Origin of the sequence: Pseudaeromonas sharmana (assembly GCF_042649925.1) — a bacterium.
In the GTDB taxonomy this organism is placed as follows: Bacteria; Pseudomonadota; Gammaproteobacteria; order Enterobacterales; family Aeromonadaceae; genus Pseudaeromonas; species Pseudaeromonas sharmana.
Window position 1 is genome coordinate 31,173 of record NZ_JBHSAF010000003.1, and the last position, 26,210, is coordinate 57,382.

Here is a 26,210-nt window from a genome sequence, read left to right on the forward strand (position 1 = left end):
GCATGTCCAGTCAGCCTGAGTCCGCTGGGGACTATCTACGCAAAATACTGTTATCCCCTGTCTACGAGGTGGCGAAAGTCACCCCGTTACAGGTGCTGAAGAAACTGTCGGATCGCCTCGGCAATCATGTCGCGCTCAAGCGCGAAGACTTGCAGCCGGTGCATTCATTCAAGCTGCGCGGTGCCTACAACAAGATCGCCGGCCTTTCCGAGGAGCAACGGGCGCGCGGTGTCATTGCCGCCTCCGCCGGTAACCATGCCCAGGGCGTAGCGCTGTCCGGTGCCCGCCTGAACATCAAGGCCACCATCGTCATGCCGACCACGACACCGGATATCAAGGTCGATGCGGTGCGCCGCATGGGTGGCAACGTGCTGTTGTTCGGCAACAACTTTGATGAGGCGTATGCCGAGAGCAAGCGTCTGGCCGAATTGCACGGCTATACGCTGATTCCGCCGTTCGATGATGTCGAGGTCATCGCCGGGCAAGGCACCATAGGCCGCGAGCTGCTGGAGCAGGATACTCGCCTGACCCATGTGTTTGTGCCGGTTGGTGGTGGTGGACTGGCGGCCGGCGTGGCGGTGTATATCAAGCAACTGCTGCCGCAGGTGAAAGTCATTGGTGTCGAAGCCGAGGGCTCGGCCTGCCTGCAGGCGGCCTGGGAAGCGGGCACGCCCGTCAACCTGGAGCGGGTGTCGCTGTTTGCCGACGGTGTAGCGGTCAAGCGCATCGGTGAGGAGACCTTTCGTCTCTGCCTCCAGTACTTGGATGAGGTGATCACCGTCAGCAATGACGAGATTTGTGCCGCGCTGAAGGATATCTTCGAGGATACCCGTGCCATCGCCGAGCCCTCCGGGGCGCTGTCGCTGGCGGGCCTGAAGAAGTATGCCGAGGAGCGCCAGCTGGTGGGCGGGCGTCTGGCGGCGATCCTCTCCGGAGCCAACGTCAATTTCCACAACCTGCGCTATGTCTCCGAACGCTGCGAGATCGGTGAAAAGCGTGAAGGCATGCTGGCGGTGACGATCCCGGAACGCAAAGGCGCTTTCCTCGATTTCTGCCATCGCCTCGGCAAGCGGGTGGTCACCGAGTTCAACTATCGCTACTCGTCCGCCGATCAGGCCACGTTGTTCGTTGGCGTGCGCTTGTCGCGTGGCAGCGAGGAGCTGCGGCAGATCATCGATGATCTGCAGGCGGCGGGCTATCCGGTCATCAATATGACCGATAACGATCTGGCGAAGAACCATGTGCGCTACATGGTCGGCGGTCGGCCTTGTGCTTCGTTGACCGAGCGTCTGCTGAGCTTCGAATTTCCGGAACAGCCAGGGGCTCTGCTGCGCTTTCTCGAGACGCTGGGCAGTCGCTGGAACATCACGCTGTTCCATTATCGTAATCACGGTGCGGATTACGGGCGCGTATTGTGCGCGTTCGAACTGGCGGCCAGCGATGATGACGAGTTCCAGCAACATCTGCGCGAGCTGGGTTATGTCTGGCACGATGTGTCGGCCGATCCGGCCTACCGGCTATTTCTGGCCCCCTGAGGGGTGGCGATCCAGGGGGCCGACGGCCCCTTTTTTTCGCGTTGGATTATATCAGCAACCCGTGCCGTGATTGAAAATAGATAATCGAACTGACAAACCAGGCGTGCAATGCTCTCACCGGGCTTCGCCGGCGAATTGTGAATTAATGCGTTGTTTTTGATTGGGTTGTTAATTACTGATTATCGGGAAAAGTAATTATAGTGCGCTCTTTTTTTATGGATGGGCTTAACCTAGGCTGAATCGTCGGGTGAATGTGTACGGACAGAATGGGTTCGCCTGATATTATCGCGGTCGCTTTTTGTCCCTTAAAGGACTGTGTCACCAAACAGGAGAATATCGATGAACAAGTTGATGCTGGCAGTCAGTCTGGGGTTATTGAGTCAGGCCGCGATGGCCGAGATGGCCCCGATTCCGCAGCAGAGTGGTTTCTCAGGCTTTGGTCTGCTTGGTGCAGGCTACAGCAAGGTGGATTCCAATGTCGTGGTTGGTCCGGATGACGATGCCAGCCGCCGTTTGAACTCGCTCTCCAGCCAGACAAGCAGCGATGCCGGTAAAGCCGATATCAATCTCGACCTGCGTTACACCTTTGCCGATACCCGTACCCAGCTGTTCCTTGGCAACCTGATTCAGGATGCGGTGCGTCTGGACTTCACCCAGCAATTTGGCGTGCGTCAGCAGTTTGGTGACAAGGGCATAGTGTCTGCGGCCTATGTCTTCTCCGGGATCCCAGGTGACGTCTGGAGCGATCCGTATAAAGTCGGCGACCGCGATACCACGGATCGCAAGAGCAATGGTCTGCGCCTGGGCTGGGATGGTATCTGGGGCAGCCAGTTCTCGACCAACTATACCGTGCGCAGCATCGACATCGAGAATGAACAGAGTGGTTCCGCGCTGGCGCTGACTCCGGCGCAGCAGGCCTCGCTGGACCGGAATGGCAAGATGCAGACACTGGATCTCGCGTACAACTTCGTTGGCCCTCAGGGCAGCGTGCTGTCGCCGATGATTAGCTATACCCGCAACGATGCGGATGGCGACGCGGCCAGTTATGACCGGACCGCTCTGCAGTTGACCTATGCCCTGCGTCAGGCCAAGTACAGCCTGGTCACCAACGTCGCATTTGGTCAGCTGGAATATGATGAGGTCAACCCGGTATTCGGGCGCATCGTCAAGGCCGATGAATGGGGTGTGAATGCCAACTTCTTCTGGCACAGTCTGTGGGATGTCAAACCGCTGAGTGCTGTTTTCAGCGCCAGCTACGGGAACTCTGATGCCAACGTCGATTTCTTCGATACCGAGCTCAGTCGGGTGAGTGCCGGTTTGATGTACTCGTTCTAAAGCGCTTCATGGCAAAGGAAAACGGCTCCCGCGGGAGCCGTTTTTTGTTGTGCCTGGGTGTCAGATTTGCACTTCGTGAGCGGTGGCGCTGATCTTGTGAATCGCCAGGTCGGCTCCTTGATGTTCGTCTTCCTGGGACAGGCGCAGACCGACGGCCAGACGCATGCCACCGTAGATGATCAGGGCCCCAACAACGGCAATGGTGACACCCATCAGGGTGCCCAGCAGTTGGCTCATGAAACTGACGCCGCCGAGGCCACCCAGCGAGGTACTGCCGAAGATGCCGGCGGCAATGCCGCCCCAGGCGCCGCACAAGCCGTGCAGCGGCCAGACACCCAGCACGTCGTCGATCTTCGGCTTACGTTGCAGCCAGGTGAAGACCAGAATGAAGATGGCACTCGCCACGCCGCCGACCACCAGGGCACCGACCGGGTGCATCAGATCGGAGCCGGCACAGACCGCGACCAGGCCAGCCAGCGGACCGTTGTGCACGAAACCCGGGTCATTGCGTCCGAGCAGTAATGCCACCAGGGTGCCACCGACCATGGCCATCAGCGAATTGACGGCGACCAGGCCACTGATGGCGGAGAGTTTCTGTGCGGACATGACGTTGAAGCCAAACCAGCCAACGATCAGGATCCAGGCGCCCAGGGCCAGCATCGGAATGCTGGATGGCGCAAAGCCGATGGTCTGACCGTTACGTACGCGACCACGGCGGGTGCCGAGCAGGAACAGTGCCACCAGGCCGATCCAGCCACCGACCGCATGGACGACGACAGAGCCCGCGAAGTCATGGAAAGTGGCACCAAACTGCGCCAGCAGCCACTCCTGGACGCCGAAACGGGCGTTCCAGGCAATGCCTTCAAAGAGTGGGTAAACCAGGCCGACAATCAGGAACGAGCAGATCAGCATCGGATAGAAGCGGGCGCGTTCGGCGATGCCGCCACTGACGATGGCAGGAATGGCCGCGGCAAAGGTCAGCAGGAAGAAGAATTTGGTCAGGTCAAAACCATGATTGCTGACCAGCTCGCTGGCGCTGCCCATGAAGGTCTGGCCATAGGCGATGCAGTAGCCAAAGAAGAAATAGGCGATGGTGGAGACGGCAAAGTCGGTAATGATCTTCACCAGGGCATTGACCTGATTCTTGCCGCGCACTGTACCCAGTTCAAGGAACGCGAATCCGGCATGCATCGCCAGTACCATGATGGCACCCAACAGGATAAACAGCGTATCCGAACTTGTGACCAGTGTTTCCACGGCACTGTTTACATCAACCACACCCACCTCCATCACCACAGTTTGATTAGTGGCCTTGCCTGGCCTTGTTTGTTTCGTCAGCACTCATCTGGCGCATACGCCTTAATGCGGGGAGCCCCACTGGTGCAGCGGCAGCCTGTTATTCATGAAGTGTACCAAGTTGTCAGCATCGCCGGCGTTGACTGCTTAACCGTATGAGATGTAATGAAATTTTAGAGCGGTGAATCACCTGGGGATCCCGAGCGGGCGCTGCGGGGTTGGCACTGCCATGGTGCCCAGTTATGGTGCGGTGCACCTATTTGCAAGGCCTGAGTCCACAGCGGTGCCCTGTCAAAGAGCCAGGGCACCATCCGTGGGCTTGTTACTGGTGAAAGGTGTCGTCACGAAACACAGTGTGTAGCGGTAGCAGGTAGCTGGCGGGATCGAACGCCGTCTCCTTACCGAGCACCGGATGCAGCAGGGCTGGCTCTACGGTCGGGCTGGCATGCCGCTGTCCCAGCAGCTGACGGGTTACTTGCCCGGCCTGGAACAACTGGCGTACGGATTGATACTGCTGTTTGAGGGGGGCGCTGCCTTCCGGCGCGAACACCATGAAGGGAATGTCGAAGGTCTGTTCTGTCTTGGCATGGGCCGGTAACACCAGATGGCCGGCATTCATCAGGTAGGGCTGGTGGTCACCAAATGCAATCAGCAGATAACGCAGACCGCTGGCATGCAGACCATCCAGCAGGGATTGCAATGACGCCATCTCGTCAACCACGCCGGTGTAATAGGTATTTAGCGTCTGCCGATCGCTGTCGCTGAGACCGGGGCAGGCGGCATCCAGCTCGTGTTGGCCATAGCGAGCCTGATTGAACGGGCCGTGTCCCTGCATGGTCACCGTGTAGATGAACTGCGGTTGTCCTGGCGCGCTGGTGGCTTGTTGCAGTACCTTGCCGATCAGGGCCTGATCGCTGACATAACTGCCTTTCTGGTCGAGACTGGTGAATTGGTCATCAAAATGCAGCTGCTGGTAACCCATGGCGGGAATGGCTTGGCTGCGCCCCCAGAAGTTTGCTTTGTAGGGATGGTAAAAATGAGTCTGGTAGCCGAGTTGGCGGGCCGATTGTGCCAGGCCCTGTGCGCCGTCGCGCAAGTAGTAGTAAGGCACTATTCCCTGCCGTAGCAGGCCGACAGGCAATCCGGTATTCATTTCAAATTCGGCCAGTACCGTCATGCCTCCCGTCGTCGGCGAGCGAACGCTGCTGATGATGGCATCGGTCCGGGCGGGTACGCGCAGGCTGGGTGCAGGTTTACAGATGCCGCCCTTCCAATCCAGCCACATGGCTTCGTATTGCATGACGATCACCAGATCCCAGTCGGCATGCCCTTCGGTCGTCGTGGCGGCAGCGGGATAATCCGGAGTCGGGTTGGGATTGGGGAAGGCGTAGATGGAATTGCCCCTGACCAGGCCATTGATTAAATCGAACAGATACAGCGAGGGACCCCGGCGCACCATCTCGCGGTGGTAGCTGGACTCGGTATTGAAATAGTTGATGTTCGGGCCCAGTACCTTGTTGCTGGCCTGGATGGCAAACACGCTGAAGCCGAAGAACGCAACCAGGCCGACACCAACGCGCAGCAGCCAGCCGAACCAGCGCAATTTCCAGAGCATCAACACCAGGCCGAGCAGGCCGGCACTCAACCACAACAGGTGATCACCCACCAGTATGGTGACCAGGCTGAGCAGGTTGCTGAGATCATCTCCCCCCAGCGAGGTGCCGTAAATATGAATCTTGGCAAAATTGGCCAGCAAACCGATGGCAAAGAGCGCGGTGAAAACCAGCCCCATGTAAAGATGGCGACCAAGGAGCACGCACACCAGCCAGCCGAGCAGCATCAGCCCCCAGGAGAGGTAGTAGTGTGCATAGCGGTATTCGGCCCAGACAATAAACTCGCTGATGTGGAAACAGAGGGTGGCATTCAGCAACAGGAAGCTGAGGTTGCCAAGCAGCAGTATACCGGCGAGACGCCAGCGGAGCCCTTGGCGCAAGGCGGAGAGCAGCAAACGCTGGCAGGCACCGCAGATCAGCAAGGTGGCCAGCAGCCCCAGCCCCATGCGCTGCAAGTCGAACTCACTGCGCGGCAACGTGATGATCTGGGTCAGCGCAGCGGCGTGACCGGCGCGCTGGATCTCGGTGGTCAGCTGGTATTGTTCGGAAAGCGACTCGGTGGGTACCCGTATGCTGCCAGTTATTGCGACATGGCAAGGGGTCTCAGTCTGACAGCGGTTGGTGAGCCCCTGTTCGACGTCAGGTTGCAGATCGATATGGCTGGCCTCACGGCTGTCACTGTTCAGCAGACGGAACAGCACCTTCTCGTCCTTGGCTAAACTGCGGGTGAAGGTCCAGTTGGAGTCGATGACCGCGTAGGTGCCATGCGTGTCGTTCTTGTAGATCAGGCCCAGGTTATCGAGGCGGGCAAAATCGGTAACTTGCTGATTAAAATGGGGGTAGAACAGCGATTCCGGGCGAAATACCGGTAACACGGCCGTAGCCAGGAACAGCGAAGTCAGCAGACACAACAGGACCCATTGCAAACGGCTGGTAGGCAGAGCATCGGGATGGCGAAAGCGCTTGGACATACAACCGGATCTCGAACGGGTCGAAGGGTGCCGGGGCAATGGAATCGATTACCATCGAGCGGCTGGGAAGAGCCGATGGTGACGTAATGAACAGCAAACTGTCAATTCTGTCATTGACAGTTTGCTGTGCGGTCGACAGATGGCGAAGCTAGCCGCGCTGCTGAGGGTTGGCCGCCAGACTCAAGCGATAATATTCGCTGGCTTTTTCAAATAGGCGCTGCTGTTCCATCAGTCGCGCCAGGGCGCGGTAGGTACGGGGATCCGGCTGCGAGGCCAGTGCCTGCTCCAGCTGTCGCTGGGCTTGCGGATAGTCTCGTTGCAACAGAAGCAGCCAGCCAATGGCTTGGGCCATGCCAGGTTCAGTGGCAGGGTGGCGCTGCAAGGTCGCAAGCAGGGATGGCTGTGGTTGGGTCAGATCGGGTATCAGATCCAGCAGCGGCGTGGCGGGGGCTTTGCGCAACCACTCTTGCAGCAGGCTCGCGGCGGTCTCCTCCTGGCCCAATTGCAGCAGTTGGCGGCCATAGACGGCTTGTAGTTCGGTGCGCTGACGCCAGCTTTTCGGTATTTGCTGCCAGTGTTGTTGCAGCGCATTGAGGTCACTGCCTGCAGCACAAAGTGCCTGGCGATACAGCGCCAGCGCTTCGGTGTCGGCCGTGGGCTGTGGTGCTAGCAGCGCCGCCGGTGCCGCGGAGCTGTCCGTTGCCAGGCTGGCCTCGGCCAGCAGCTTGCTGAGGCCGGCATGTTTGGGGTGCTCGATGCGGAGCGCTTGCAGCGTGCTGACGGCCTCGGCGGTTGCGCCGCGACGCAATTGCAGACGGGCCTTCAACAGCCCGGCGGCCAATCCGGCTTCCGGGTGAGCGGTAACAGCCTGTTGCAGGTAGTCATCACGCCGCGCATCGGCTCCTTGCGCATTGGCGGCCTCGGCGGCACAAAACAACTGGACCAGCGTCTCATCACTGCGGCGTTCGCTGCTGTGAAACAGCTTTTCGGCTCGCGCCCACTCACCTTCTGCCAGCGCCAGCAAGCCATTATGCAACTGGATACGGGCCTTCTGGCTGTTACGGCTGGCAAACCAGCGCCGGGTGGCGCCACGCAGGCCAAACAGCCGGCCCAGCAGGGCCTCTAGCACCAGCAGCGCGGCATACAGCATGAGCGCGAGCAGACAGGCACTGATGACCGTCATCTCGATGGTGTAAGAGCCGATGGCGATCAGTACATACCCCTTGTTGCCGGCCAGCAGGGGACCGGTGACCAGAGCGGCGGCGGCAATCATCACGAGCAGCAGAAAACGAATCATGGCGAAGCCCCCTTATTCTGCGGCCAGATGTTGCAGACGCTGACGGACCAGATCTTCGAGTTGGGTCTGACTCTGGAACTGCTTGGGCAGTGACACACTGACGGCCTGCTCCAGCAGACGGGCGATCTCGCTATGCATGTATTGGGTCGTGGCATCGTTCGGATCGTAATACTGTTCGATCCACTTGTCGGCCTTGGTCAGGTTGTCCTCATACACCGCCTGTTGTTCGCGGTAGATCGCCAGCTGTGCCTGCAGGAAACGGGTCTTCAGGTTTTCCTTCAGGTACCACTCCTGTTGCGGTGACAACAAGGCTTCGACCTGGCCATCACGGCGCCGAATGGTGATGAAGCTGTCAGTGAAAGCATGCCAGCTCTTGCCGAGATTGCTGCGCCAATCAGCCAGATCTTCCGAGGGCGCATCCACCGGTGTGCTGGGGGTGTTCTGGTTGGCGTTCAAGCCGAGCAGGGTCAGTTGATCGACGTTATCAATCAGGGCGCCCAAGCGTAGCACCAGCCCTTCACTATCGAGCTGCGGTAGCTCTTTCAGGCCGGCAATATCTTTCGCCAGTGCCTGACGCAACGGCAACAGGCTAGGGTCATTCAGGTCACGCAGCCGATTGTCAGCTTCAGACAGCAGCATCTGGGCGGCGGTGGCATCGTGCTCCAGCCACAGCTTGCGCCCGGCCATGCGTACCAGATAATCCGCCTCGGCCAGCAGCCAGTCATTCGGGCGCCGGCTTTGCAGTTGCAACAGTTGCTTTTCCAGCATGCCCTGCTTGTCGGCCAAGTGTTGCTGCTCGGTGCCGAGATTGAGGATCTGTTGCTGGCGCTGCTTGTCATTTTCCTGCAGACCCGGCTGCTGCTCCTGCAGGGCCGCCAGGCGCAACTCCAACTGATGGATCAGTTCGCGTTGCTGTTGCTGACGGCTGTTGTCATAGACATAGGCCCCGGCCGCCGTAGCGATGAGCAGCAGGATGGCTACGCCAGCCAACCATTGCCGGGGCTGACGAGGCGCTGCCAGCGGGCTGGCAGGGGCTGCCGAGGGTATCGGCTCTGCTGCCGACGGGACAGTCACGGACATGTTCGGGGTCGATTCTTGTTCTGTCATCCGGTTATTCCTCATGACCTAGAGCCTGACAAAAGGCGGAGTGCGAAGCGCCTGTGGCGATGGTGGGGGCGGGCAGGCCAGCGTCCAGCACCAGTTCGGCAACCCTGTGGCTGGGAACAATAAAGCGCCACTGCTGCCACCAATCACGTTGCTGCTCTGGCAACAACGACAGCAGTCGTCGCAGCAGCTCTCCGCTGGAGATAATAACACTGTCTACCCCGGCTGTACGCCACTGGCTGCACAACTGTTGACCATCCAGCGGTAACCAGTGGCGTTGGTAGCATTCGCAGTAGGTCACGCGGGCCCCGCGGGCACGCAATTGTTCCGCCAGCCATTCGCGGCCGCCATCACCCCGCAGGATCAGAACCCGCTGTCCTGCGACAAGCGTCATCTCCGGTAGCGCCAGTATCCCCTCGCTGCGGGCGTCGTCCGGATAGCGAGCCGTCCGTCCGGCCTGGTGCCATGCCTCGGCTGTGGCTTGACCAACGGCAAAGGTGGGGGTGGGTGGCCAGTTCAACTGGTGGCTGTGCAGCCAGCGCTGGGCCTGTTCGACGGCGGCAGCCGAGATGGCAATCAGCCAGGGGTGATGCGCCAGATGCTCGGGCAGATCGCTCAACTCCCGGCCAGGGATCACCTCCAGTAGCGGGCGGACTACGGGATCATGGCCGGCGCGGCGCAGCTGGCTGGCCAGGGCCTCGGCCTGGGGATGCGGTCGCAGGATTAATGGTCGCATGCACCGTACACAGCGCTGAGGATGCGGTCTGCGCCCTGTTGCAACAGCTGTTGGGCCAGCGCATGACCGAGCGCTTCAGCCGTGGTGGCGGGTCCGTGGCACTCGGCACGTAACACCGTCTGACCATCCGGCGAGCCGACGAGTCCGCGCAGCCAGAGTTGTTGCTCCTGCAAGCAGGCATAAGCCCCGATCGGTACCTGACATCCCCCTTGCAGCGCGCGATTCATGGCCCGTTCCGCCTTGACACACAGCGCCGTGGCCTCATGCGCCAGCGGTGCCAATAGCGCCAGCAGCTCGGTGTCATCGGGGCGGCACTCGATGCCCAGCGCTCCCTGGCCATTGGCCGGCAGGCTGGTTTCGACCGTCAGCAATTCGGTTATCCGTGTGTCGAGGCCCAGCCGCTTGAGTCCGGCCGCGGCCAGAATGATGGCGTCATATTCACCGGCGTCCAGCTTGGCCAGCCGGCTGTTGACGTTGCCGCGCAGTTCACCGATCTGCAGATCGGGACGCAAGGCGCGCAGCTGGCATTGACGGCGCAGGCTGGAGGTGCCGACCCGGCTACCGGGTGGCAACGCCTGCAGTGACGGGAAACGGGGGCTGACGAAGGCATCCCGCGGGTCCTCCCGTTCGCAGATAAGGCACAGATCGAGCCCGGCAGGAAACTCCACCGGAACGTCCTTCATCGAGTGCACGGCTATGTCGGCGCGCCCGTCGAGAATCGCCTGTTCCAGTTCCTTGACGAACAATCCCTTGCCACCCACCTTCGATAACGGGCTGTCGAGGATATGGTCGCCACGTGTACTCATCGGCAGCAGCTCGACGTCCAGCTGCGGATAAAGGGCTTCAAGGCGGGCCTTGATATGGTTGGCCTGCCACAGGGCGAGGGGGCTCTTGCGGGTTGCTATGCGTATCCGGGATCTCATTGGGGCCTTGATCTCTGGGGCGACAATAACCGGATATTAACATTCTTCTCCCGCGACTGCATGGCCACTGGCATCGTGGCCAACGGTGTGCGCCAGCTCGCGAAAATTTCAGTGAATCGATTAACCAGGAGGCGTAAAAATCCCTTTCCGTGAAGGGGTTTACCCGCCTGTTACCTGTTGTTACCATGCTCACACTTTTGCCCGAAATCGGTGCGGGTAATCACTCAGGATGTGAAGGTCAGTCGGTTGTCTTATGAACTTGCTTCGCTCATAGCGCGCTATGATGCGATCAACCAGACCAGAACCGAGCGTGCATTGGAAGCAATGAGTCAACATGGCCAGCAGTTGTTTGAACTGCTGCCGGTGCTGTTCCATTTCAACCATCCGCTCCTGCCAGGCTATGTCTCCGGAGAAGTTCCGCACGGCATCGCCTGCTTTGCCCTGTCTGAAAGTCAGCGCGATTTCATTGATGACATCTGTCTGGCCACCAACTGTCATGGCGGCATTCTGGCGCATGAGCTGTCGATACTCGGCCTTTACTCGATGGGCAGTACCTCCTCCATCGGCCAATGCTGTCGTTCCGACCTCGATATCTGGGTCTGCCACTCTCATCAGCTGGAGCCTGAACGCCTGGAGCTGCTGGAGCACAAGTGCTTGCTGATCTCCAAGCTGGCCGAGAATCGCGGTGTCGAGCTGAACTTCTTCCTGATTCCGGATAACAAGTTTCGCCTCGAGAACCATGCCGAACTGGGTGGTGACAACTGTGGCAGTGCCCAGCACCTGTTGCTGCTCGACGAGTTCTACCGCAGCGCATTGCGCATCGCCGGTCAGCGCCTGCTGTGGCCGATCCTGCCGGCCGAGTGGGAGCCGGATTATGATGCCCGGGTCGAGGCGCTGTTTAGCTCCGGCCAACTGCAACGCCGGGAATGGCTGGATCTGGGGTCGCTGCAACGCATCCCGGCTGAAGAGTATTTCGGCTCGGCGCTGTGGTTGCTATATAAGGGGCTCGATTCGCCGTACAAAGCGGTGTTGAAGATCCTGTTGATGGAGGCCTACTCGGCCGAGTTTCCCCAGACCCAGCTGTTGTCGATGACGACCCGTGACTGGTTCCAGCAGCATGACGACTACAGTCTGCAACTGGATACCTATTACCTGATGCTGGAGAAGGTCACCAGCTATCTAACAGGACAGGGTGATTTGAAGCGCCTCGATCTGGCGCGGCGCTGCTTCTATCTGAAGGTGTGCGACGACCTCAGCCGAGCCGAGGAGCCGCGCCATGGCCAGTGGCGGCGTGATGTCATCACCTCGCTGGTACAGCAGTGGGGCTGGAGTCGCGAGATGCTGCATCACCTCGATAACCGCAACCACTGGAAGGTCGCCGAGGTCAAGCTGGCCTACAACGAGCTGCTCGAAGCCCTGATGCAGAGCTACAGCCAGCTGATCCAGTTTGCGCGCCGCAACAACATCAGCGAGTCAATCAACCCGGAAGACATCGGCATCCTGTCGCGCAAGCTGTATGCGGCATTCGAAGCCCTGCCTGGCAAGGTGCAGCGCATCAATCTGAAGATAGCGCCCGACCTGCACGAGCCGAATCTGAGTATCATCCAGGTGCCGCCCGGGCGCATCAATCGCGCCGGCTGGTATCTGTATAACCGTTCACTCCATCCTGCAGACATTCTCGGTCAGGCGCCGCTGGAATATAACGGCTACCTGAGCAAATTGATCGCCTGGGCATACTTCAATGGGCTGCTGACCAACCAGAGTGCGCTGCATATGCGCGCCATGGGCGCAGATATCGATCTCGAAGGGTTGCAGCAGTTCTCCCATGACCTGGCGGCGACGTTTCCGGTGCGCTTTGCTCCGGCCAGCAATCTGGCGCTCAGCCGGCCATGCGAGATCCGTCATCTCGGCATCTTCCTCAATCTGGAGCTGGACCCGACCTCGCACTGGGAAGATCGTGAACTGGAGTTCGATGCCGACAACGCCGATGTGCTGACGTTCGGGCAGCGGCAGGAGTGTCTGGTCGGCACCATAGATCTTGTCTACCGTAACTCGTGGAACGAAATTCGCACCCTGCACTTCACCGGCCCGGAAGCCGTCGTTGAGGCCTTGTCGACCATACTGGGCAAGATGCATCAGGACGCGATGGCCCCGGAAGCCGTGGATGTGTTCTGCTACAGCCGCCACTTCCGCGGACTGATCCGCAAGCAGTTCCACCAGTTAATTCTCGAATGCATCGATCTGCGGCTGGCGCGCGACAAGCAACGCCTGGTGCGCATGTTGACCATCGGCAGCGAGCGGTTTGCGTTGTTCCTTGAGCGGCGCGGTGTGTCGGTCAAGAGGCTGGAGAGTGCCATCGATTTCTATCGCCAGGTCTCCAGCAACAAGCTTGAGCGCCAGCCATTGGAAGAGGGGCAGGCCCAACTGCGCGTTCCCTCCGTGGTGGATGCCTATGCCAGCGATGGCTTGATCCAGTTCTTCTTCGAGGAAACCAGCCACGACAGCGGCTTCAATGTCTATGTCCTCGACGAGCGCAACCAAATCGAGATTTATCGCGACTACTCAGGCAGCAAGGATGATCTGGTGCTCAGCGTAAACCGCTATTACACCCTGACCCATGAGCGCTTCAATCACGACAGCCAGTTCATCAACTTCAATCTGCCGCAATTCTATGAGCTGGTGTGGCGCGACGGCGAGCAGCAGGTTGAACCCTACCGCTCTCCGCAGCGCGATCTGAACCGCGAGCTCTAGTCCTGGCGGCCGGCGGCGCGATCGGTATGCCCGAGATCGCGGTCCGGGTCGATGCGGTCCCGCACCCGCTGCTTGAGCTCCTTGATCTCCGGAAAGCCACCGTCGCGTTTACGCTCCCACAGCGTCTCACCGTCGACCAGAATCTCGAAGTGGCCACCGGTGTCCGGATGCAGGTTGACCGAGCCCAGCTCCTCGCTGAACGTCGTTAGCAGCTCCTGCGCCATCCAGGCCGAGCGCAGCAGCCAGTTGCACTGCCGGCAGTAATAGATATCGATGACCGGTTTGGACATAACAGGCGCTCCGTTCAGTTCAGTTCGACATCTTCGCCGGCCTGGGTGGTACAGGCGGCGGAGAGCAGGGCCATCAATTCATGTCCCTCGCGGTTGTCGATCCATTGGCCATCCTTGTAGTCGAAGTGGAAGCCGTTGGCCCGGGTCGCTACCCAGATCTGGCACAGCGGTGGTTGCTTGTTGATGATGATCTTGCTGCGGTTCTCGAAGGTCAGCGTCAGAATGCCACCCGAGGTGTCACAGTCGATGTCGACGCCACTCTGCTCGATCGCCTCTTCAATCATCTGGAAACGCGCGTCCGCCAGCACATGGAACTCGCTCTCTTTCATCTGTATCCGGTCCTATTGCATTTAAAAGGATGAGTGCGATTATAGAGGGCCAATTTGCTTTTTAAACCAGACCATGAAGAAACCGACGCGCGTCTGGACTGCCCTGAGTCTGCTGCTGCTGTGCCAACTGGCGGGCTGCGGCTTGAAAGGGCCTCTAGTCCTGCCCAAAGAACAGCCTGCCGCCAGCGCCGAGAGCCCGGCGCAGCAGCCTGCGCCGAAGACGGATACTCCGGCGGTCTCCCAGCCCTGATGGCCGGAGCGGATACAGTCACACGATTTAAGGAAGACGAGGATCAATGGATTATTTCAATTACCGGGAAAATGGCCAACTGGGCGTCGAGTCCTGCGAACTGAGCCAACTGGCGGCCGAGTATGGCACTCCCCTGTATGTCTATTCCCGGGCGACGCTCGAGCGCCACTGGCACGCCTTCGACCAGGCTGCCGGCGAGGTGCCGCACCTGATCTGCTATGCAGTCAAAGCCAACAGCAACATCGCCGTGCTGAACCTGCTGGCCCGGCTCGGTTCCGGTTTCGACATCGTCTCCGGTGGTGAACTGGCACGGGTGCTGGCGGCCGGCGGTGATGCCAGCAAGGTGGTGTTCTCCGGTGTGGCCAAGAGCGAAGCCGAGATGCGTTTCGCGCTGGAGCAGGAGATCCTCTGTTTCAATCTGGAGTCCGAACCTGAACTGGCGCGCTTGAATCAGGTGGCCGGGGAGCTCGGCAAGCGGGCGCGGATTTCGGTGCGCGTCAATCCCGATATTGATGCCGGTACCCATCCCTATATCTCGACGGGTCTCAAAGAGAACAAGTTCGGTGTGCCGATTGAGCGTGCCATCGCGCTGTACCGGCAGGCGGCGACGCTGCCACATATCGAGATCGTCGGCATCGACTGCCATATCGGTTCCCAGCTGACCGAGCTGGAACCCTTCCTCGAGGCGATGGATCGGTTGCTGGCGTTGATCGATCGTCTGGCGACCGAGGGCATTCACATTCACCACCTCGATGTCGGTGGTGGCCTGGGCGTCAACTACAGCGACGAGAACCCGCCGCATCCGGAACAGTATGCCGCCGCCCTGAAGGCCAAGCTGGCCGGGCGCGATCTGCAGCTGATCTTTGAACCGGGTCGTGCCATTGTCGCCAATGCCGGTGTGCTGGTCACCCGGGTCGAGTATCTGAAGGAGGGTGAGGATCGGCACTTCGCCATCGTCGATGCGGCGATGAACGATCTGATCCGGCCATCGCTGTATGGTGCCTGGATGAACATCATTCCGGCCGACCGCAGCCTGGCGCGTCCGCAGCGTCGTTACGACGTCGTCGGCCCGGTGTGCGAGACCGGTGACTTCCTGGGCAAGGATCGTGAGCTGGGGGTAGCGCAGGGCGACTTGCTGGTGGTGCGTTCTGCCGGCGCGTACGGCTTTGCGATGGCGTCAAACTACAACACCCGTCCGCGTGCTGCCGAGGTGCTGGTGGATGGCGCACAGGCCCATCTGGTGCGTGAGCGCGAGCCGCTCAGCGATCTATGGCGCCTGGAGCGGACTCTGCCGTGAGGCCCGATATGATGATTCAGTTTTCCAAGATGCATGGCCTCGGCAACGACTTCATGGTCGTCGACGGTGTGACGCAGAAGGTGTTTTTCAGCCCGGAGACCATTCGCCGTCTTTCCGACCGGCATTTTGGTATCGGTTTTGACCAGCTGCTGCTGGTGGAGCCGCCGTATGACCCGGAACAGGACTTTCATTACCGTATCTTCAATGCCGATGGCTCCGAGGTACAGCAGTGTGGCAATGGCGCGCGCTGTTTCGCCCGTTTTGTCCGCCTCAAGGGGCTGACTAACAAGGACCGCATTGCCGTCAGCACCATGAGTGGCCGCATCGTGTTGCAGGTCGAGCCGGATGGCCAGATCACCGTCAACATGGGCGTACCGGAGTTTGAACCGGGCAAGGTGCCGTTTCGGGCGCAAAAGGCCGAGAAGACCTACCTGCTGCGTGTCGCCGAACAGACGGTGATGTGCGGCGTGGTGTCGATGGGCAACCCGCACTGCGTACTGAATGTCGACGCGGTGAAAACGGCGCCGGTCGAAACGCTGGGGCCCTTGCTCGAGAGCTTCGATCGCTTCCCCGAGCGGGTCAACGTCGGTTTCATGGAGGTGGTCTCTGCCGGCGAGATCCGCCTGCGGGTGTTTGAACGCGGGGCGGGGGAAACCCTGGCCTGTGGCACCGGCGCCTGTGCGGCGGCGGTGATAGGCATGCAACAGGGCAAGCTGCGCGATCGCGTCAAGGTGCACCTGCCCGGTGGCACCCTGCAGATCGCCTGGCAAGGGCCGGGGACGCCGGTTTTCATGACCGGACCGGCCGAGCATGTGTTTGACGGAGAGCTGGAGCTGTGAGCCTGATGCAGTTGGACGAGCGGTTACGCGAAGAACAAGTGGTGGAGTATCTGCAACGCCATCCGGAGTTTTTTCTGCGTCATCAGGCGCTGCTCGATCACCTGCACATCCCCCATCCGGTCAAGGGTGCGGTCTCGTTGGTGGCGCTGCAGCAGGAGCGGCAGCGTGAGCGCATCGACACGCTGGATCAGGAGCTGCGCGCCCTGACCAGCACCGCCAGTCGCAATGAACACATATTCCGTGTCTATGCCGATGTCTACCCCGAGCTGTTTGGCTGCACCACGTTGCGCCAACTGTGGAAACGCCTGCATCAGACCTTCCGCGAGCGGCTGCGCATTCCGGCCAGCGCGCTGTGGATCAACAATGGCCGCATCAAGGCCAAACGCAGCGATCACGGCTTCGTGATGCCGGCGGCACGTTGCCAGCAACTGACGATGCAGTTGATGCGCGGCGAGCGCGTCTACTTCGGCCGTCTGGGTGAGCAGGAACGGCAGGCACTGTTTGGCGAAGGGGCCCTGGTGCACTCCATCGCCCTGCTGCGCCTCGGAGAACAGGGCGACCTGGGTTTCCTGGCCTTTGGTCACGCCAACGGCGAACACTACCATGCCGGCATGGACAGCCTGTTGCTGGAGCAGCTCGGCCGCTTCATCACCCTGCTGCTGCCGAACATGGTGACCTTCCATGACTGATGTCGCCTCGGCATTGCGGGTTGCCGTCGACGCCTTTATCGAGTTTCTGCGCGTCGAGCGCCAGCTCAGTGCCCATACCCGGGAGAACTACCGTCGTCACCTCGGCGAGGCGTGCCGTCTGCTGCACGAAGAGGGGCTGGATGACTGGTCCCGGCTCAGTGCGGCCGCCGTGCGGCGGCTGGTGGTGCGCCTGCATCGCCATGGCCAGCAGGCACCGCGCAGCATTGCTACCAAGATGTCGGCGCTGCGCAGCTTTGCCGATTATCTGGTGCGGCAAGGGGTGCTGCCGGCGAATCCGGCGCGGGGCATCAGCACCCCGAAGCAGGGGCGGCCGCTGCCCAAAAATCTGGATGTCGATCAGGTCTATCAGCTGCTGAACCTGCCCTCGAGCGAGGAGCCGCTGGTGATCCGCGATCGGGCCATCATGGAGCTGTTTTATTCGTCCGGGCTGCGGTTATCCGAGCTGGTGGCACTGAATGTCGACGATCTGAGCCGGCATGACCGTCAGTTGCGGGTGATCGGTAAAGGCAACAAGGAGCGGGTGGTGCCGGTTGGTCGCCTGGCCATCGAATGGCTCGACAAGTGGCTGCAGGTGCGGCCGCAACTGGTGAGTGGCGAAGAGCCGGCGCTGTTTGTCAGCCTGCAGAAGCGGCGTCTGTGCAGCCGGACCATCCAGCAACGGCTGGCCAGCTGGGGCACACGGCAACAGCTGGCTGCGCATGTTCACCCCCACAAGTTGCGGCACAGCTTCGCCACCCACCTGCTGGAGAGCTCCGGCGATCTGCGTGCCGTACAGGAGCTGCTTGGCCACGCCAATCTGGGGACCACCCAGATCTATACCCACCTCGACTTCCAGCATCTGGCCGACGTCTACGACCAGGCTCATCCGCGCGCCAGACGCCAGCCGGACGAACCGTCCGACGCGACGCCTGACGACGCGTAACCGGTGCTCAGCGGCGCTTCCGGCGCCGCCATTGCCACCAGCAGATGCCGCCGGCCACCACGCACAGCGCTATGCCGGCCAACTGTAACCACTCGGCCTCTGCTCCCTGAATCGCCAATCCGCCCCGGGTCATGTGGTAATTGCGCTGCTGATCTTCATCGATGAAATCCACCAGTCGCCACAGCAGCAGACTCAGGGATAACAGCAGGCTCAGCAGCCAGAACAGCGGGCGTGACAACATGGCATTCTCATGACAAAACGATGACCGAAGCAAAGGCGGCATCGTAACCCAGATGGTGGCGGCTGTCGCGGCATGGCGATTCTGCGAAAATGCAGTGTATTCATGACGTCGATTATTAAATCAGACTTAATAATCCCGGCACGTCGGCAGAGCGCGTCGCCGATGGCGTGTGACCGCGACGGTCAAAGCGGGTAGCATGCCGGGGTCGAGGTTGTCAGCAGGAGTGGATATGGAGTTTTTTCGCCGTCTCGGGCCCATCCGGGCCATCAGTTTTGATCTGGATGACACCCTGTACGACAACCGGCCGGTGATCGAGCGCGCCGAGCAGTGGATGGTCACGCACATGCGTGAGACATATCCGGAGACCGCCTTGTATGACCGCATGGCATGGAACCGCCTGAAGCAGCGCCTGCAGCAGCAGGATCCGGCACTGCGGCATGATGTCTCCTTGTGCCGGCGGCGCATGCTGCGCGATGGCCTGCTCAGCGGTGGCATGGCGCTGGCGCGAGCCGAGCAGGAGGCCGATGTCGTGTTTGCCCGTTTTCTCGAGGTGCGTTCGCAGGTCACGGTGCCGGCCGCTACCGCCCGGGTGTTGCAGACGCTGGCCACGCGCTATCCGCTGGTGGTCATCACCAATGGCAATGTGCTGGTGGACCGCCTTGGCCTCGACCATCACTTCCAGCACATCCTCAAGCCCGGAGGTGGCTTGCGCATGAAGCCGGCGCCGGATCTGTTCCACGATATGGCCTGCCGCCTGGGATTACCGCCGTCACAGATACTGCACGTCGGCGACGATGTGACCACGGATGTCGCCGGCGCCGTGCACAACGGCTTTCGCAGCGCCTGGCTCAACGATGTCGGCCAGAGCTGGCGTCGGCTGCGCATCCTGCCGGATGTCATGCTGACCCGGCTCGAGCAGTTGCTGCAGCTGGTGTGAGGGGCGACTTGCGTCTGATGCTGAGTCACGCTTTTTTGCCCTGGCGCACTCGCAACATCCCGGCGTTGGCTAAGCTCTAGACAGCAAACATGGATCCCCCCTGTCTGTTAAGGAGCTACCGATGCGTATCTTGATTCACACCTTGCTGCTGTTGGTTTCACTGGCTTGTCCGCCGTTGCTGGCCGCGGATGCGCCGATCCTCTCGGTTTCCGGGGCGGGTTGTTGCGGTGGCAGCGGCAGCCAGACCTTTACCCTGGCGCAACTGGATGCGCTGCCACAGACCACAGTGGTGACCACCACGCCGTGGACCGAGGGCGAGCACAGTTACCAGGGCGTCCGCCTCAGTGCGCTGCTGGCCAAGCTCGGCATCCACAGCAAGACGGTCAAGGTCACGGCATTGAATGACTACTGGTCTAGTCTGCCGGTGGCGGAAGCCGAGCAGTACCCGGTGATCCTGGCGACACGCCAGGATGGCAAGGTGCTGACGCGGCGCAACAAGGGCCCCATCTTCATCATTTACCCGCTGAGCCAGTTCCCGGACCTCGATCAGGAACGTACACACAGCTTCATGGTCTGGCAGGCTGTCCGTATCGACGCGGAGTAACGCATGGGCCGCGCCAAGCTGCTGTTACTGGCGATCATCCTCTGCAGCTTTGTGGGGGTCACCGGCTGGATTGTCTGGCACTATGATCGCGCCTATACGTTGGCGACGCGCCAAGCTGCTGTTACTGGCGATCATCCTCTGCAGCTTTGTGGGGGTCACCGGCTGGATTGTCTGGCACTATGATCGCGCCTATACGTTGGCGACGCGCCACACCCAGTTGTCGGCGTGGGCGCTGGCCCAGCTGGAGTTGGAGCTGCACGAATTCGAGTCGTCCGTCGACTATTTTCGCGCCGGCCGCATTGACCAGGCGCAGCTCAACGAGGCCTACGACATGGCGTGGAACCGGCTGGATGTATTCCTGACCGGCAAGGAGGCCAAGGCCATCCGTCAGCGCTTTGGTGCCGAACTGCTGTTGCGGGATCTGTTCCAGCAATTGCAGCACTACGAACCGCTGGTCACCTCGGCGCAGCTCGAACCCCAGGATCTGGAACCCTTGCACCAGATGCTGGAGCACATGCTGCCCAAGGTACGCAACCTGATGGTGCTGAACTTCACCGGCCCGCAGGCGATGAGTGATAACGCCGCGCTGGAGCAGTCGAAAGCGCAGAACTTCGTCATCCTCGGCTGCCTGTTGCTGCTCGGCCTGGTGATGGTGCTGCTGTTGCTGCTCGAGGCGCGACGTCAGCACTTCCTGATCTGGCATGATGCGCTGACGCGCTTGCCGAACCGTGCCGCCTTCATCCAGCGTCTGCGGCAGCTGTGTGTCGGCGGCCAGCAGGTGGTGCTGTGTCTGCTGGACTTGAACCGCTTCAAGGAGGTCAACGACTCGCTGGGCCATGCCGTCGGGGATCAGCTGTTGCTGGCGGTCGCCGACAAGCTGCGGCAGTCGCTGCCGGAGGGGGTCTGGCTGGCGCGCATTGGTAGCGACGAGTTTGCGTTGCTGATGAGTAACCAGAAGAGTGAAGCCGCCTGGTTTGCCTATACCAAGCGTCTGCAAACCGGGCTGGAGCGACTGCTGTATCGTGCCGATCCGGCACACCGTGTCAGCGTCAGCATCGGCGTCAGCCAGTACCCGCAGCCGGCGTCGAATGCCGATGAGCTGCTGCTGTTTGCCGATCTGGCGTTGTTGCACGCCCGGCAGGATGACATCCGGCACTTCCAGATCTTCAGCCGCCCCATGCTCAACCAGTATCAGCGCAAACGCCGGCTGGCCACCGAGCTGCGCGAACAGCTGATGGGAAGCGGACCGAGCCAGCTGTTCCTCTGTTACCAGCCGCAGATCCCGCGCCAGCCGCTCGGGCGTCTCGGTGCCGAGGTGCTGCTCCGCTGGCAACATCCGGAGCTGGGCTTTATTCCGCCGCCGGAAATTGTCGAGGCTGCCGAAGAGAACGGTCTTGGCGAGCGGCTCGGTGCCTGGATTTTCCGCACCATGAGTCAGGATTTGGCCCGCTTTCCGCTGCCGGTGGTGCGTCAGCTCGATTTGGCGATCAACCTGTCGACCAGCCTGTTTCACCGCGGCCTGCCGGAGCAGACGCGGGTCTGGCTCTCCGACAGTCCGTTGTTGCCGGAGCAACTGGTGTACGAGCTGACCGAGACCATAGCGCTCGATGATTTGGGGCTCAGCAAACAGGTGTTTGCCGAACTGCGGCATAACGGTATTCGCATTGCCCTCGATGACTTCGGTACCGGCTGGTCGTCGTTTGCCTACCTCAAGGATTTGCAGTTCGACAAACTGAAGATCGACAAGTCATTCATCCAGAAGATGGACAGCGATGCCCGCCAGGCGCTGTTTGTGCAGGCCATCACCGAGCTGTGCCACCGTCTCGACATCTGTGTCGTCGCCGAAGGGGTCGAGACCGAGCTGGAGCTCAGCGAAGTGCTGCGGTTGCTGGTGGACGAAATTCAGGGTTACTACTTCGCGCGGCCGCTGCCGGCCGACGCCTTCTGCGAGTTTGCCGAGCGCCAGCTGCAACGCCCGGTGTTTGCCGCCTGAGTCACGAGGTGGTGCCTGCTGCATCGAGTCCAGCAGCCTGCGCTCGGCGATTGCCATCCCGGCATGTATAATCGCCACCACTGTACATATTCTCAGGAGTCGTGATGGACGTCGAAACCCTGCTCGATGGGCTCAACGATCGGCAACGGGACGCCGTGGCTGCACCGCTGGAAAACCTGCTGGTGCTGGCGGGTGCCGGTTCCGGCAAGACCCGGGTGCTGGTGCACCGCATCGCCTGGCTGCTCGGCGTCGAGCGGGCGGCGACCTCGTCGATTCTGGCGGTCACCTTCACCAACAAGGCGGCGGCCGAAATGCGCGGCCGTATCGAGAAGCTGCTCGGCGGCCAGCTCGGCTATGGCCACGGCGGCATGTGGATCGGCACCTTCCACGGCATCGCGCACCGCCTGCTGCGTGGCCATCATCTGGATGCCGGCCTGGCGCAAGATTTCCAGATCCTCGACGGCGACGACCAGCTGCGGCTGGTGAAACGGGTGATCCGCTCGCTGAACCTGGACGAAAAACAGTGGCTGCCGCGCAGCGTGATGGGCTTTATCAACGGCAAGAAAGATGACGGCCTGCGTCCCGGCGACGTGGTGCCATCCCACGATCCGACCGCCCGCACCTACCTCAAGCTGTACCAGCTCTATCAGGAGACCTGCGACCGCGCCGGCCTGGTGGACTTTGCCGAGCTGCTGCTGCGCGCCCACGAGCTGTGGCTGCACAAGCCGCACATTCTGCAGCACTACCAGCAGCGCTTCCGCCACATCCTGGTGGACGAATTCCAGGACACCAACGCCATCCAGTATGCCTGGGTGCGCATGCTGGCCAGCGGCGGCAGCCATGTGATGATCGTCGGCGACGATGACCAGTCGATCTACGGCTGGCGCGGCGCCAAGGTCGAGAACATCAGCCGCTTCCTGCAGGACTTCCCCGGCGCGCGCACCATCCGGCTGGAACAGAACTACCGCTCCACCGCCACCATCCTCAAGGCGGCGAACCAGCTGATCGCCAACAACAGCGAACGGCTCGGCAAGGAGCTGTGGACCGATGGCGCCGACGGCGAACCGATCTCGGTCTACGCCGCCTACAACGAGATCGACGAGGCGCGCTTCATCACCGGTCGGCTCAAGCACTGGCGCCAGGAGGGCGGCGTGCTGACCGACTGCGCGATCCTGTACCGCAACAACGCCCAGTCGCGGATCCTGGAAGAGGCGTTGATGCAGGAGCAGCTGCCGTACCGCATCTACGGCGGCCTGCGCTTCTTCGAACGCCAGGAGATCAAGGACGCGATGGCTTACCTGCGGCTGCTCGGCAACCGTGGCGACGACGCCTCGTTCGAACGGGTGGTCAACACCCCGGCGCGCGGCATCGGCGATCGCACCGTCGGCCTGATCCGCGACGCCGCCCGCGAGCGCGGCCTGAACCTGTGGCAGGCGGCGTGGGCGCTGTGTGACGAAAAACGGTTGGCCGGCCGTGCCGCCAGTGCCGTCAGCCAGTTTTTGGCGCTGATCAACCGCCTCGACAGCGACACCACCGATCTGCCGCTGCACGTGCAGACCGACCGCGTGATCCGCGAAAGCGGGCTGTGGAGCCTGTACGAAGCGGAGAAGAGCGAGAAGGGGCAGTCGCGCATCGAGAACCTGGAGGAGCTGGTCAACGCCACGCGCACTTTCCAGCCGAACGAAGAGATGGCCGACATGGCGCCGCTGACGGCGTTTGTCGCCCATGCCGCCCTGGAGGCAGGCGAATCCCAGGCTGCCGAGTTCGACGAGGCGGTGCAGCTGATGACGCTGCACAGCGCCAAGGGGCTGGAGTTCCCGCTGGTATTTATCGTCGGCGTCGAGGAGGGGATGTTCCCCAGCCAGCAGTCGGCCGAGGAGCATGGCCGCCTCGAAGAGGAGCGGCGACTCTGTTATGTCGGCATGACGCGGGCGATGCAGAAGCTCTACCTGACCCACGCCGAGAGCCGGCGCCTGTATGGCAAGGAGATGTACCACAAACCGAGCCGTTTCCTGAAGGAGCTGCCGGAGGCGTGCCTGGAGGAGGTGCGGCTGCGCACCCAGGTCAGCTGGGCGCAACCGGTGGCGTCGAGCAACCGCTTCAGCTCCGGCTTCGTGCAGCAGAGCTTCGACAGTACCGGCTTCCGCCTCGGCCAGCGCGTGCTGCACAGCAAGTTCGGTGAAGGCACTGTGCTGAACTATGAAGGCGTCGGCCCGCAGAGTCGCATCCAGGTCAATTTCGATGGTCTGGGCAGCAAGTGGCTGGTGGTGGCGTACGCGCGCCTGCAGGCGTTGTGATGCCGCTGGGGCGGCGGCAGGCCCGCCCCTGTGCTGCCGTGTCGGCGCCCGCGGCCGGTGCGCCAAGTCGGTTGGCGCTGAGTATTAGCGCAGCCCAAGAACAACGTTTGTTTTGTAGGAGCAAGCGCAGCTCGCGATAGGCGTGCCAGGCACGCCTCGGACCGCCGCTGTTTGCGGGTGGGGCCGTTCCGCCCTGGGGCGGCAATGGTGGATTGCCCACCTGTCGCTCGGCGGGGGCGTGCCAAGGGGGCCTTGCCGCCCCCTTGGCGATCCCGGGCATCCCCGGCAGCCTGGCCCTGCGGGTTCCCTCGTCACTCGCTGCGGGCTTGCGGTCCGTTATCGACGCGTTCCTGACGCGGCGATAACTGGCTCGACGTCCTGTCTCGCCACCGTGCCCTGCGCTTGCTCCTCGGCCAGCCAGACGGGGCCAACCGCAAGAGCTCAAGCCTTGAGTTCCGCTCAACAACAACGTTTGTTTTGTAGGAGCAAGCGCAGCTCGCGATAGGCGTGCCAGGCACGCCTCGGTCGGATGGCTGTTTGCGGTTGGGGCCGTTCCCACCTCGGGCCTGCGTTATTGAATAAAAACTTAATAAAACATGATCTTGGCCAAAAGGGGCCATTCCCCCCTCCAAATGTTTGCGCTAGCCTAGAGACTCAAAAAGCGCAAGGTGCCTGTTGGCACTGACAGATCGCGCCGCCATCCCGCCCATCGGCGCTGTGACAGCCGCAAGTCAGGGGCGGTAGCCAGCGCGTTTGCCAGAGAGGGGCGGCGAGGAGGGTCTGAGCTGGCCGATAACGAGATGCGAGATAAAAGGCCCATCTGCCAGTCGTAAATTGAGCAGCAAAAAAGTCCGGTGTTTTACTCGGTCGAATTAAATATGTTTGGCTTATCGTTATATTTAAAATTAACGAGTTATTTTTCGAGTTGGAAAATAGCGGCGCGGTAAACGTTGGGCTTCGTAAACTCAGCCCAACCTACGTGCTAGTGGGTCCATTTGTGCGCTAGGCGGGCCTATCCATCCGCCAGTTTGCTCCTCTGGAAAAACTGTGTAGGGATAAGGGATAGAAGTGCCATATCGAAGAGCGCTTGCGTGATAGATGGCGAGAGTATTCAGAATAGGTGGCATTTAGCCACTTAAAAAAGATTGTTACATGCAAACACACTTATGAGACAGAATCCCAATAGAACATTAACAAGATACATTTCACTTACAAAGTTATTGGCTTTCTTGGAGCACGGTTTATTTATTCCAAAAGCGACTCTATTTGATGATGAGCTAGAAGGTGTTTTATATTATTTTGGCGAAAAGAAACCAACTAATCACATTATATCAAGAGAATCTATACGATCATGTATGGATTGGATATACATTAGCTGTTGGCATTTAGACGAAACTGAGAGTCACGCTATGTGGAAAATATATGGAGCCTCATCAGAATCAGTTGCCATCCAAACTACAGAAGCAGACTTTAAATATGCATATTTTTCCTTAAAATCCAACATGCATACCTATTTTGATTCTGTGCGTTACAAAAACCCGACTCAAGACAACATTAAAGAACTTGATTCTATTTTTGTGCTAAACAACATTAATACTCCAACATATGAAAATACAGCAACATACGCTGCACTTTTATCATTTATGAAACACAGTGGATTTTCATTTGAGAACGAAGCTAGATTGATAGCTATAGATCCTAATGCAAACTCGACATCTAAAAACAATTCTAATGGAATATCCATCTCAAACATAGAAAGTCAACAAATGATAAAAAAAATCCTAATACATCCGTATGCACCAGTGTGGTTTGAAAAACTTGTTATAGATATTCTATGCAATCGATATAAGCTTGACATTCCAGTTCACAGATCAGTTCTAGTTGAAGATTCAGCAAGCATGTAACAAAAAATTAGTGTCGGATGGCTTTCGCCACCGCAC

At 60.2% G+C, this 26,210-nt stretch carries 22 protein-coding genes; 13 read left to right on the forward strand and 9 right to left on the reverse strand.

What is annotated here, in order from left to right; translation table 11 throughout:
* The first annotated feature begins 2 nt into the window (after window positions 1-2).
* Window positions 3-1,535, forward strand: coding sequence for a threonine ammonia-lyase, biosynthetic (gene ilvA, locus ACFOSS_RS05035; protein WP_377151022.1), 1,533 nt, complete (start codon window positions 3-5; stop codon window positions 1,533-1,535).
* Between the two features lie 339 nt (window positions 1,536-1,874).
* Window positions 1,875-2,870 carry a DUF2860 family protein gene (locus tag ACFOSS_RS05040; protein WP_377151023.1) on the forward strand — a complete coding sequence of 332 codons (996 nt, stop codon included), beginning with the start codon at window positions 1,875-1,877 and terminating at the stop codon, window positions 2,868-2,870.
* Between the two features lie 60 nt (window positions 2,871-2,930).
* Here the strand turns inward: ACFOSS_RS05040 and ACFOSS_RS05045 are convergent, their stop codons facing one another.
* The 6 genes from ACFOSS_RS05045 to hemC form a co-directional block, all read right to left on the reverse strand.
* Window positions 2,931-4,148: an ammonium transporter gene (locus tag ACFOSS_RS05045; RefSeq protein WP_377151025.1), complete on the reverse strand. Its 1,218-nt coding sequence runs from the start codon at window positions 4,146-4,148 to the stop codon at window positions 2,931-2,933.
* 340 nt (window positions 4,149-4,488) lie between these two features.
* Window positions 4,489-6,750 (reverse strand): LTA synthase family protein, encoded by a 2,262-nt coding sequence (locus tag ACFOSS_RS05050; protein ID WP_377151026.1) that lies wholly within the window; start codon window positions 6,748-6,750, stop codon window positions 4,489-4,491.
* A gap of 148 nt (window positions 6,751-6,898) precedes the next feature.
* A complete protein-coding gene (locus ACFOSS_RS05055; protein WP_377151027.1) occupies window positions 6,899-8,047 on the reverse strand; it encodes a heme biosynthesis HemY N-terminal domain-containing protein in 1,149 nt (382 codons plus the stop codon).
* Between the two features lie 12 nt (window positions 8,048-8,059).
* The gene (locus ACFOSS_RS05060; RefSeq protein ID WP_377151028.1) at window positions 8,060-9,154 is read right to left on the reverse strand and encodes a uroporphyrinogen-III C-methyltransferase; all 1,095 of its coding nucleotides are present in this window, start codon (window positions 9,152-9,154) and stop codon (window positions 8,060-8,062) included.
* Window positions 9,155-9,158: 4 nt separating this feature from the next.
* Entirely contained in the window at window positions 9,159-9,887 is a 729-nt protein-coding gene (locus tag ACFOSS_RS05065) for a uroporphyrinogen-III synthase (protein WP_377151029.1), read from the reverse strand.
* Entirely contained in the window at window positions 9,875-10,810 is a 936-nt protein-coding gene (gene hemC / locus ACFOSS_RS05070) for a hydroxymethylbilane synthase (protein ID WP_377151031.1), read from the reverse strand. Before hemC ends, ACFOSS_RS05065 begins: the two co-directional genes overlap by 13 nt.
* Before the next feature lie 246 nt (window positions 10,811-11,056).
* Between hemC and ACFOSS_RS05075 the strand changes: the two genes are divergently transcribed.
* Entirely contained in the window at window positions 11,057-13,561 is a 2,505-nt protein-coding gene (locus ACFOSS_RS05075; protein WP_377151033.1) for a class I adenylate cyclase, read from the forward strand.
* Here ACFOSS_RS05075 and ACFOSS_RS05080 read toward each other — a convergent pair.
* Complete coding sequence (locus tag ACFOSS_RS05080) at window positions 13,558-13,851, reverse strand: SelT/SelW/SelH family protein (RefSeq protein WP_377151034.1); 294 nt, start codon at window positions 13,849-13,851, stop codon at window positions 13,558-13,560. The two genes, ACFOSS_RS05075 and ACFOSS_RS05080, sit on opposite strands and share 4 nt — an antisense overlap.
* A gap of 14 nt (window positions 13,852-13,865) precedes the next feature.
* Window positions 13,866-14,180, reverse strand: coding sequence for an iron donor protein CyaY (gene cyaY, locus ACFOSS_RS05085; protein WP_377151035.1), 315 nt, complete (start codon window positions 14,178-14,180; stop codon window positions 13,866-13,868).
* A gap of 73 nt (window positions 14,181-14,253) precedes the next feature.
* Here cyaY and lptM point away from each other — a divergent pair, with 73 nt between their 5' ends.
* Genes lptM through xerC form a run of 5 tightly spaced genes read left to right on the forward strand, consistent with a single transcriptional unit; the run spans window position 14,254 to window position 18,198 of the window.
* Window positions 14,254-14,430: an LPS translocon maturation chaperone LptM gene (gene lptM / locus ACFOSS_RS05090; RefSeq protein WP_377151036.1), complete on the forward strand. Its 177-nt coding sequence runs from the start codon at window positions 14,254-14,256 to the stop codon at window positions 14,428-14,430.
* A gap of 46 nt (window positions 14,431-14,476) precedes the next feature.
* A complete protein-coding gene (gene lysA / locus ACFOSS_RS05095) occupies window positions 14,477-15,727 on the forward strand; it encodes a diaminopimelate decarboxylase (RefSeq protein ID WP_377151037.1) in 1,251 nt (416 codons plus the stop codon).
* A gap of 8 nt (window positions 15,728-15,735) precedes the next feature.
* Window positions 15,736-16,566, forward strand: coding sequence for a diaminopimelate epimerase (gene dapF, locus ACFOSS_RS05100; protein ID WP_377151038.1), 831 nt, complete (start codon window positions 15,736-15,738; stop codon window positions 16,564-16,566).
* Window positions 16,567-16,571: 5 nt separating this feature from the next.
* Entirely contained in the window at window positions 16,572-17,255 is a 684-nt protein-coding gene (locus tag ACFOSS_RS05105; RefSeq protein ID WP_377151040.1) for a DUF484 family protein, read from the forward strand.
* Window positions 17,248-18,198, forward strand: a complete 951-nt coding sequence (gene xerC / locus ACFOSS_RS05110; RefSeq protein ID WP_377151041.1) for a tyrosine recombinase XerC — start codon at window positions 17,248-17,250, stop codon at window positions 18,196-18,198. The genes ACFOSS_RS05105 and xerC overlap by 8 nt, the downstream gene beginning before the upstream one ends.
* Before the next feature lie 7 nt (window positions 18,199-18,205).
* On the opposite strand, the gene ACFOSS_RS05115 is transcribed toward xerC, so the two are convergent.
* Complete coding sequence (locus tag ACFOSS_RS05115) at window positions 18,206-18,439, reverse strand: hypothetical protein (protein WP_377151042.1); 234 nt, start codon at window positions 18,437-18,439, stop codon at window positions 18,206-18,208.
* A 229-nt stretch (window positions 18,440-18,668) separates the two neighbouring features.
* Between ACFOSS_RS05115 and ACFOSS_RS05120 the strand changes: the two genes are divergently transcribed.
* From ACFOSS_RS05120 to ACFOSS_RS05140, 5 genes are all read left to right on the forward strand, one after another.
* Complete coding sequence (locus ACFOSS_RS05120; RefSeq protein WP_377151043.1) at window positions 18,669-19,376, forward strand: HAD-IA family hydrolase; 708 nt, start codon at window positions 18,669-18,671, stop codon at window positions 19,374-19,376.
* A gap of 121 nt (window positions 19,377-19,497) precedes the next feature.
* Window positions 19,498-19,980, forward strand: a complete 483-nt coding sequence (locus tag ACFOSS_RS05125; protein ID WP_377151044.1) for a molybdopterin-dependent oxidoreductase — start codon at window positions 19,498-19,500, stop codon at window positions 19,978-19,980.
* An 82-nt stretch (window positions 19,981-20,062) separates the two neighbouring features.
* Window positions 20,063-21,973 carry a putative bifunctional diguanylate cyclase/phosphodiesterase gene (locus ACFOSS_RS05130; RefSeq protein ID WP_377151045.1) on the forward strand — a complete coding sequence of 637 codons (1,911 nt, stop codon included), beginning with the start codon at window positions 20,063-20,065 and terminating at the stop codon, window positions 21,971-21,973.
* A 104-nt stretch (window positions 21,974-22,077) separates the two neighbouring features.
* On the forward strand, window positions 22,078-24,270 hold the full coding sequence (gene uvrD, locus ACFOSS_RS05135; protein ID WP_377151046.1) for a DNA helicase II: 2,193 nt from the start codon (window positions 22,078-22,080) through the stop codon (window positions 24,268-24,270).
* Between the two features lie 1,166 nt (window positions 24,271-25,436).
* Window positions 25,437-26,174, forward strand: coding sequence for a DUF2971 domain-containing protein (locus ACFOSS_RS05140; RefSeq protein ID WP_377151047.1), 738 nt, complete (start codon window positions 25,437-25,439; stop codon window positions 26,172-26,174).
* The last annotated feature ends 36 nt before the right edge of the window (window positions 26,175-26,210 follow it).

Bases quoted from the DNA above. Each gene is read 5' to 3' on its own strand.
- ilvA (WP_377151022.1), top strand. From the start codon at position 3: ATGTCCAGTCAGCCTGAGTCCGCTGGGGACTATCTACGCAAAATACTG.
- ACFOSS_RS05040 (WP_377151023.1), top strand. From the start codon at position 1,875: ATGAACAAGTTGATGCTGGCAGTCAGTCTGGGGTTATTGAGTCAGGCC.
- ACFOSS_RS05050 (WP_377151026.1), bottom strand. From the start codon at position 6,750: ATGTCCAAGCGCTTTCGCCATCCCGATGCTCTGCCTACCAGCCGTTTG.
- ACFOSS_RS05055 (WP_377151027.1), bottom strand. From the start codon at position 8,047: ATGATTCGTTTTCTGCTGCTCGTGATGATTGCCGCCGCCGCTCTGGTC.
- ACFOSS_RS05060 (WP_377151028.1), bottom strand. From the start codon at position 9,154: ATGACAGAACAAGAATCGACCCCGAACATGTCCGTGACTGTCCCGTCG.
- ACFOSS_RS05065 (WP_377151029.1), bottom strand. From the start codon at position 9,887: ATGCGACCATTAATCCTGCGACCGCATCCCCAGGCCGAGGCCCTGGCC.
- hemC (WP_377151031.1), bottom strand. From the start codon at position 10,810: ATGAGATCCCGGATACGCATAGCAACCCGCAAGAGCCCCCTCGCCCTG.
- ACFOSS_RS05080 (WP_377151034.1), bottom strand. From the start codon at position 13,851: ATGTCCAAACCGGTCATCGATATCTATTACTGCCGGCAGTGCAACTGG.
- cyaY (WP_377151035.1), bottom strand. From the start codon at position 14,180: ATGAAAGAGAGCGAGTTCCATGTGCTGGCGGACGCGCGTTTCCAGATG.
- lptM (WP_377151036.1), top strand. From the start codon at position 14,254: ATGAAGAAACCGACGCGCGTCTGGACTGCCCTGAGTCTGCTGCTGCTG.
- lysA (WP_377151037.1), top strand. From the start codon at position 14,477: ATGGATTATTTCAATTACCGGGAAAATGGCCAACTGGGCGTCGAGTCC.
- dapF (WP_377151038.1), top strand. From the start codon at position 15,736: ATGATGATTCAGTTTTCCAAGATGCATGGCCTCGGCAACGACTTCATG.
- ACFOSS_RS05105 (WP_377151040.1), top strand. From the start codon at position 16,572: ATGCAGTTGGACGAGCGGTTACGCGAAGAACAAGTGGTGGAGTATCTG.
- xerC (WP_377151041.1), top strand. From the start codon at position 17,248: ATGACTGATGTCGCCTCGGCATTGCGGGTTGCCGTCGACGCCTTTATC.
- ACFOSS_RS05115 (WP_377151042.1), bottom strand. From the start codon at position 18,439: ATGTTGTCACGCCCGCTGTTCTGGCTGCTGAGCCTGCTGTTATCCCTG.
- ACFOSS_RS05120 (WP_377151043.1), top strand. From the start codon at position 18,669: ATGGAGTTTTTTCGCCGTCTCGGGCCCATCCGGGCCATCAGTTTTGAT.
- ACFOSS_RS05125 (WP_377151044.1), top strand. From the start codon at position 19,498: ATGCGTATCTTGATTCACACCTTGCTGCTGTTGGTTTCACTGGCTTGT.
- ACFOSS_RS05130 (WP_377151045.1), top strand. From the start codon at position 20,063: ATGATCGCGCCTATACGTTGGCGACGCGCCAAGCTGCTGTTACTGGCG.
- uvrD (WP_377151046.1), top strand. From the start codon at position 22,078: ATGGACGTCGAAACCCTGCTCGATGGGCTCAACGATCGGCAACGGGAC.
- ACFOSS_RS05140 (WP_377151047.1), top strand. From the start codon at position 25,437: ATGAGACAGAATCCCAATAGAACATTAACAAGATACATTTCACTTACA.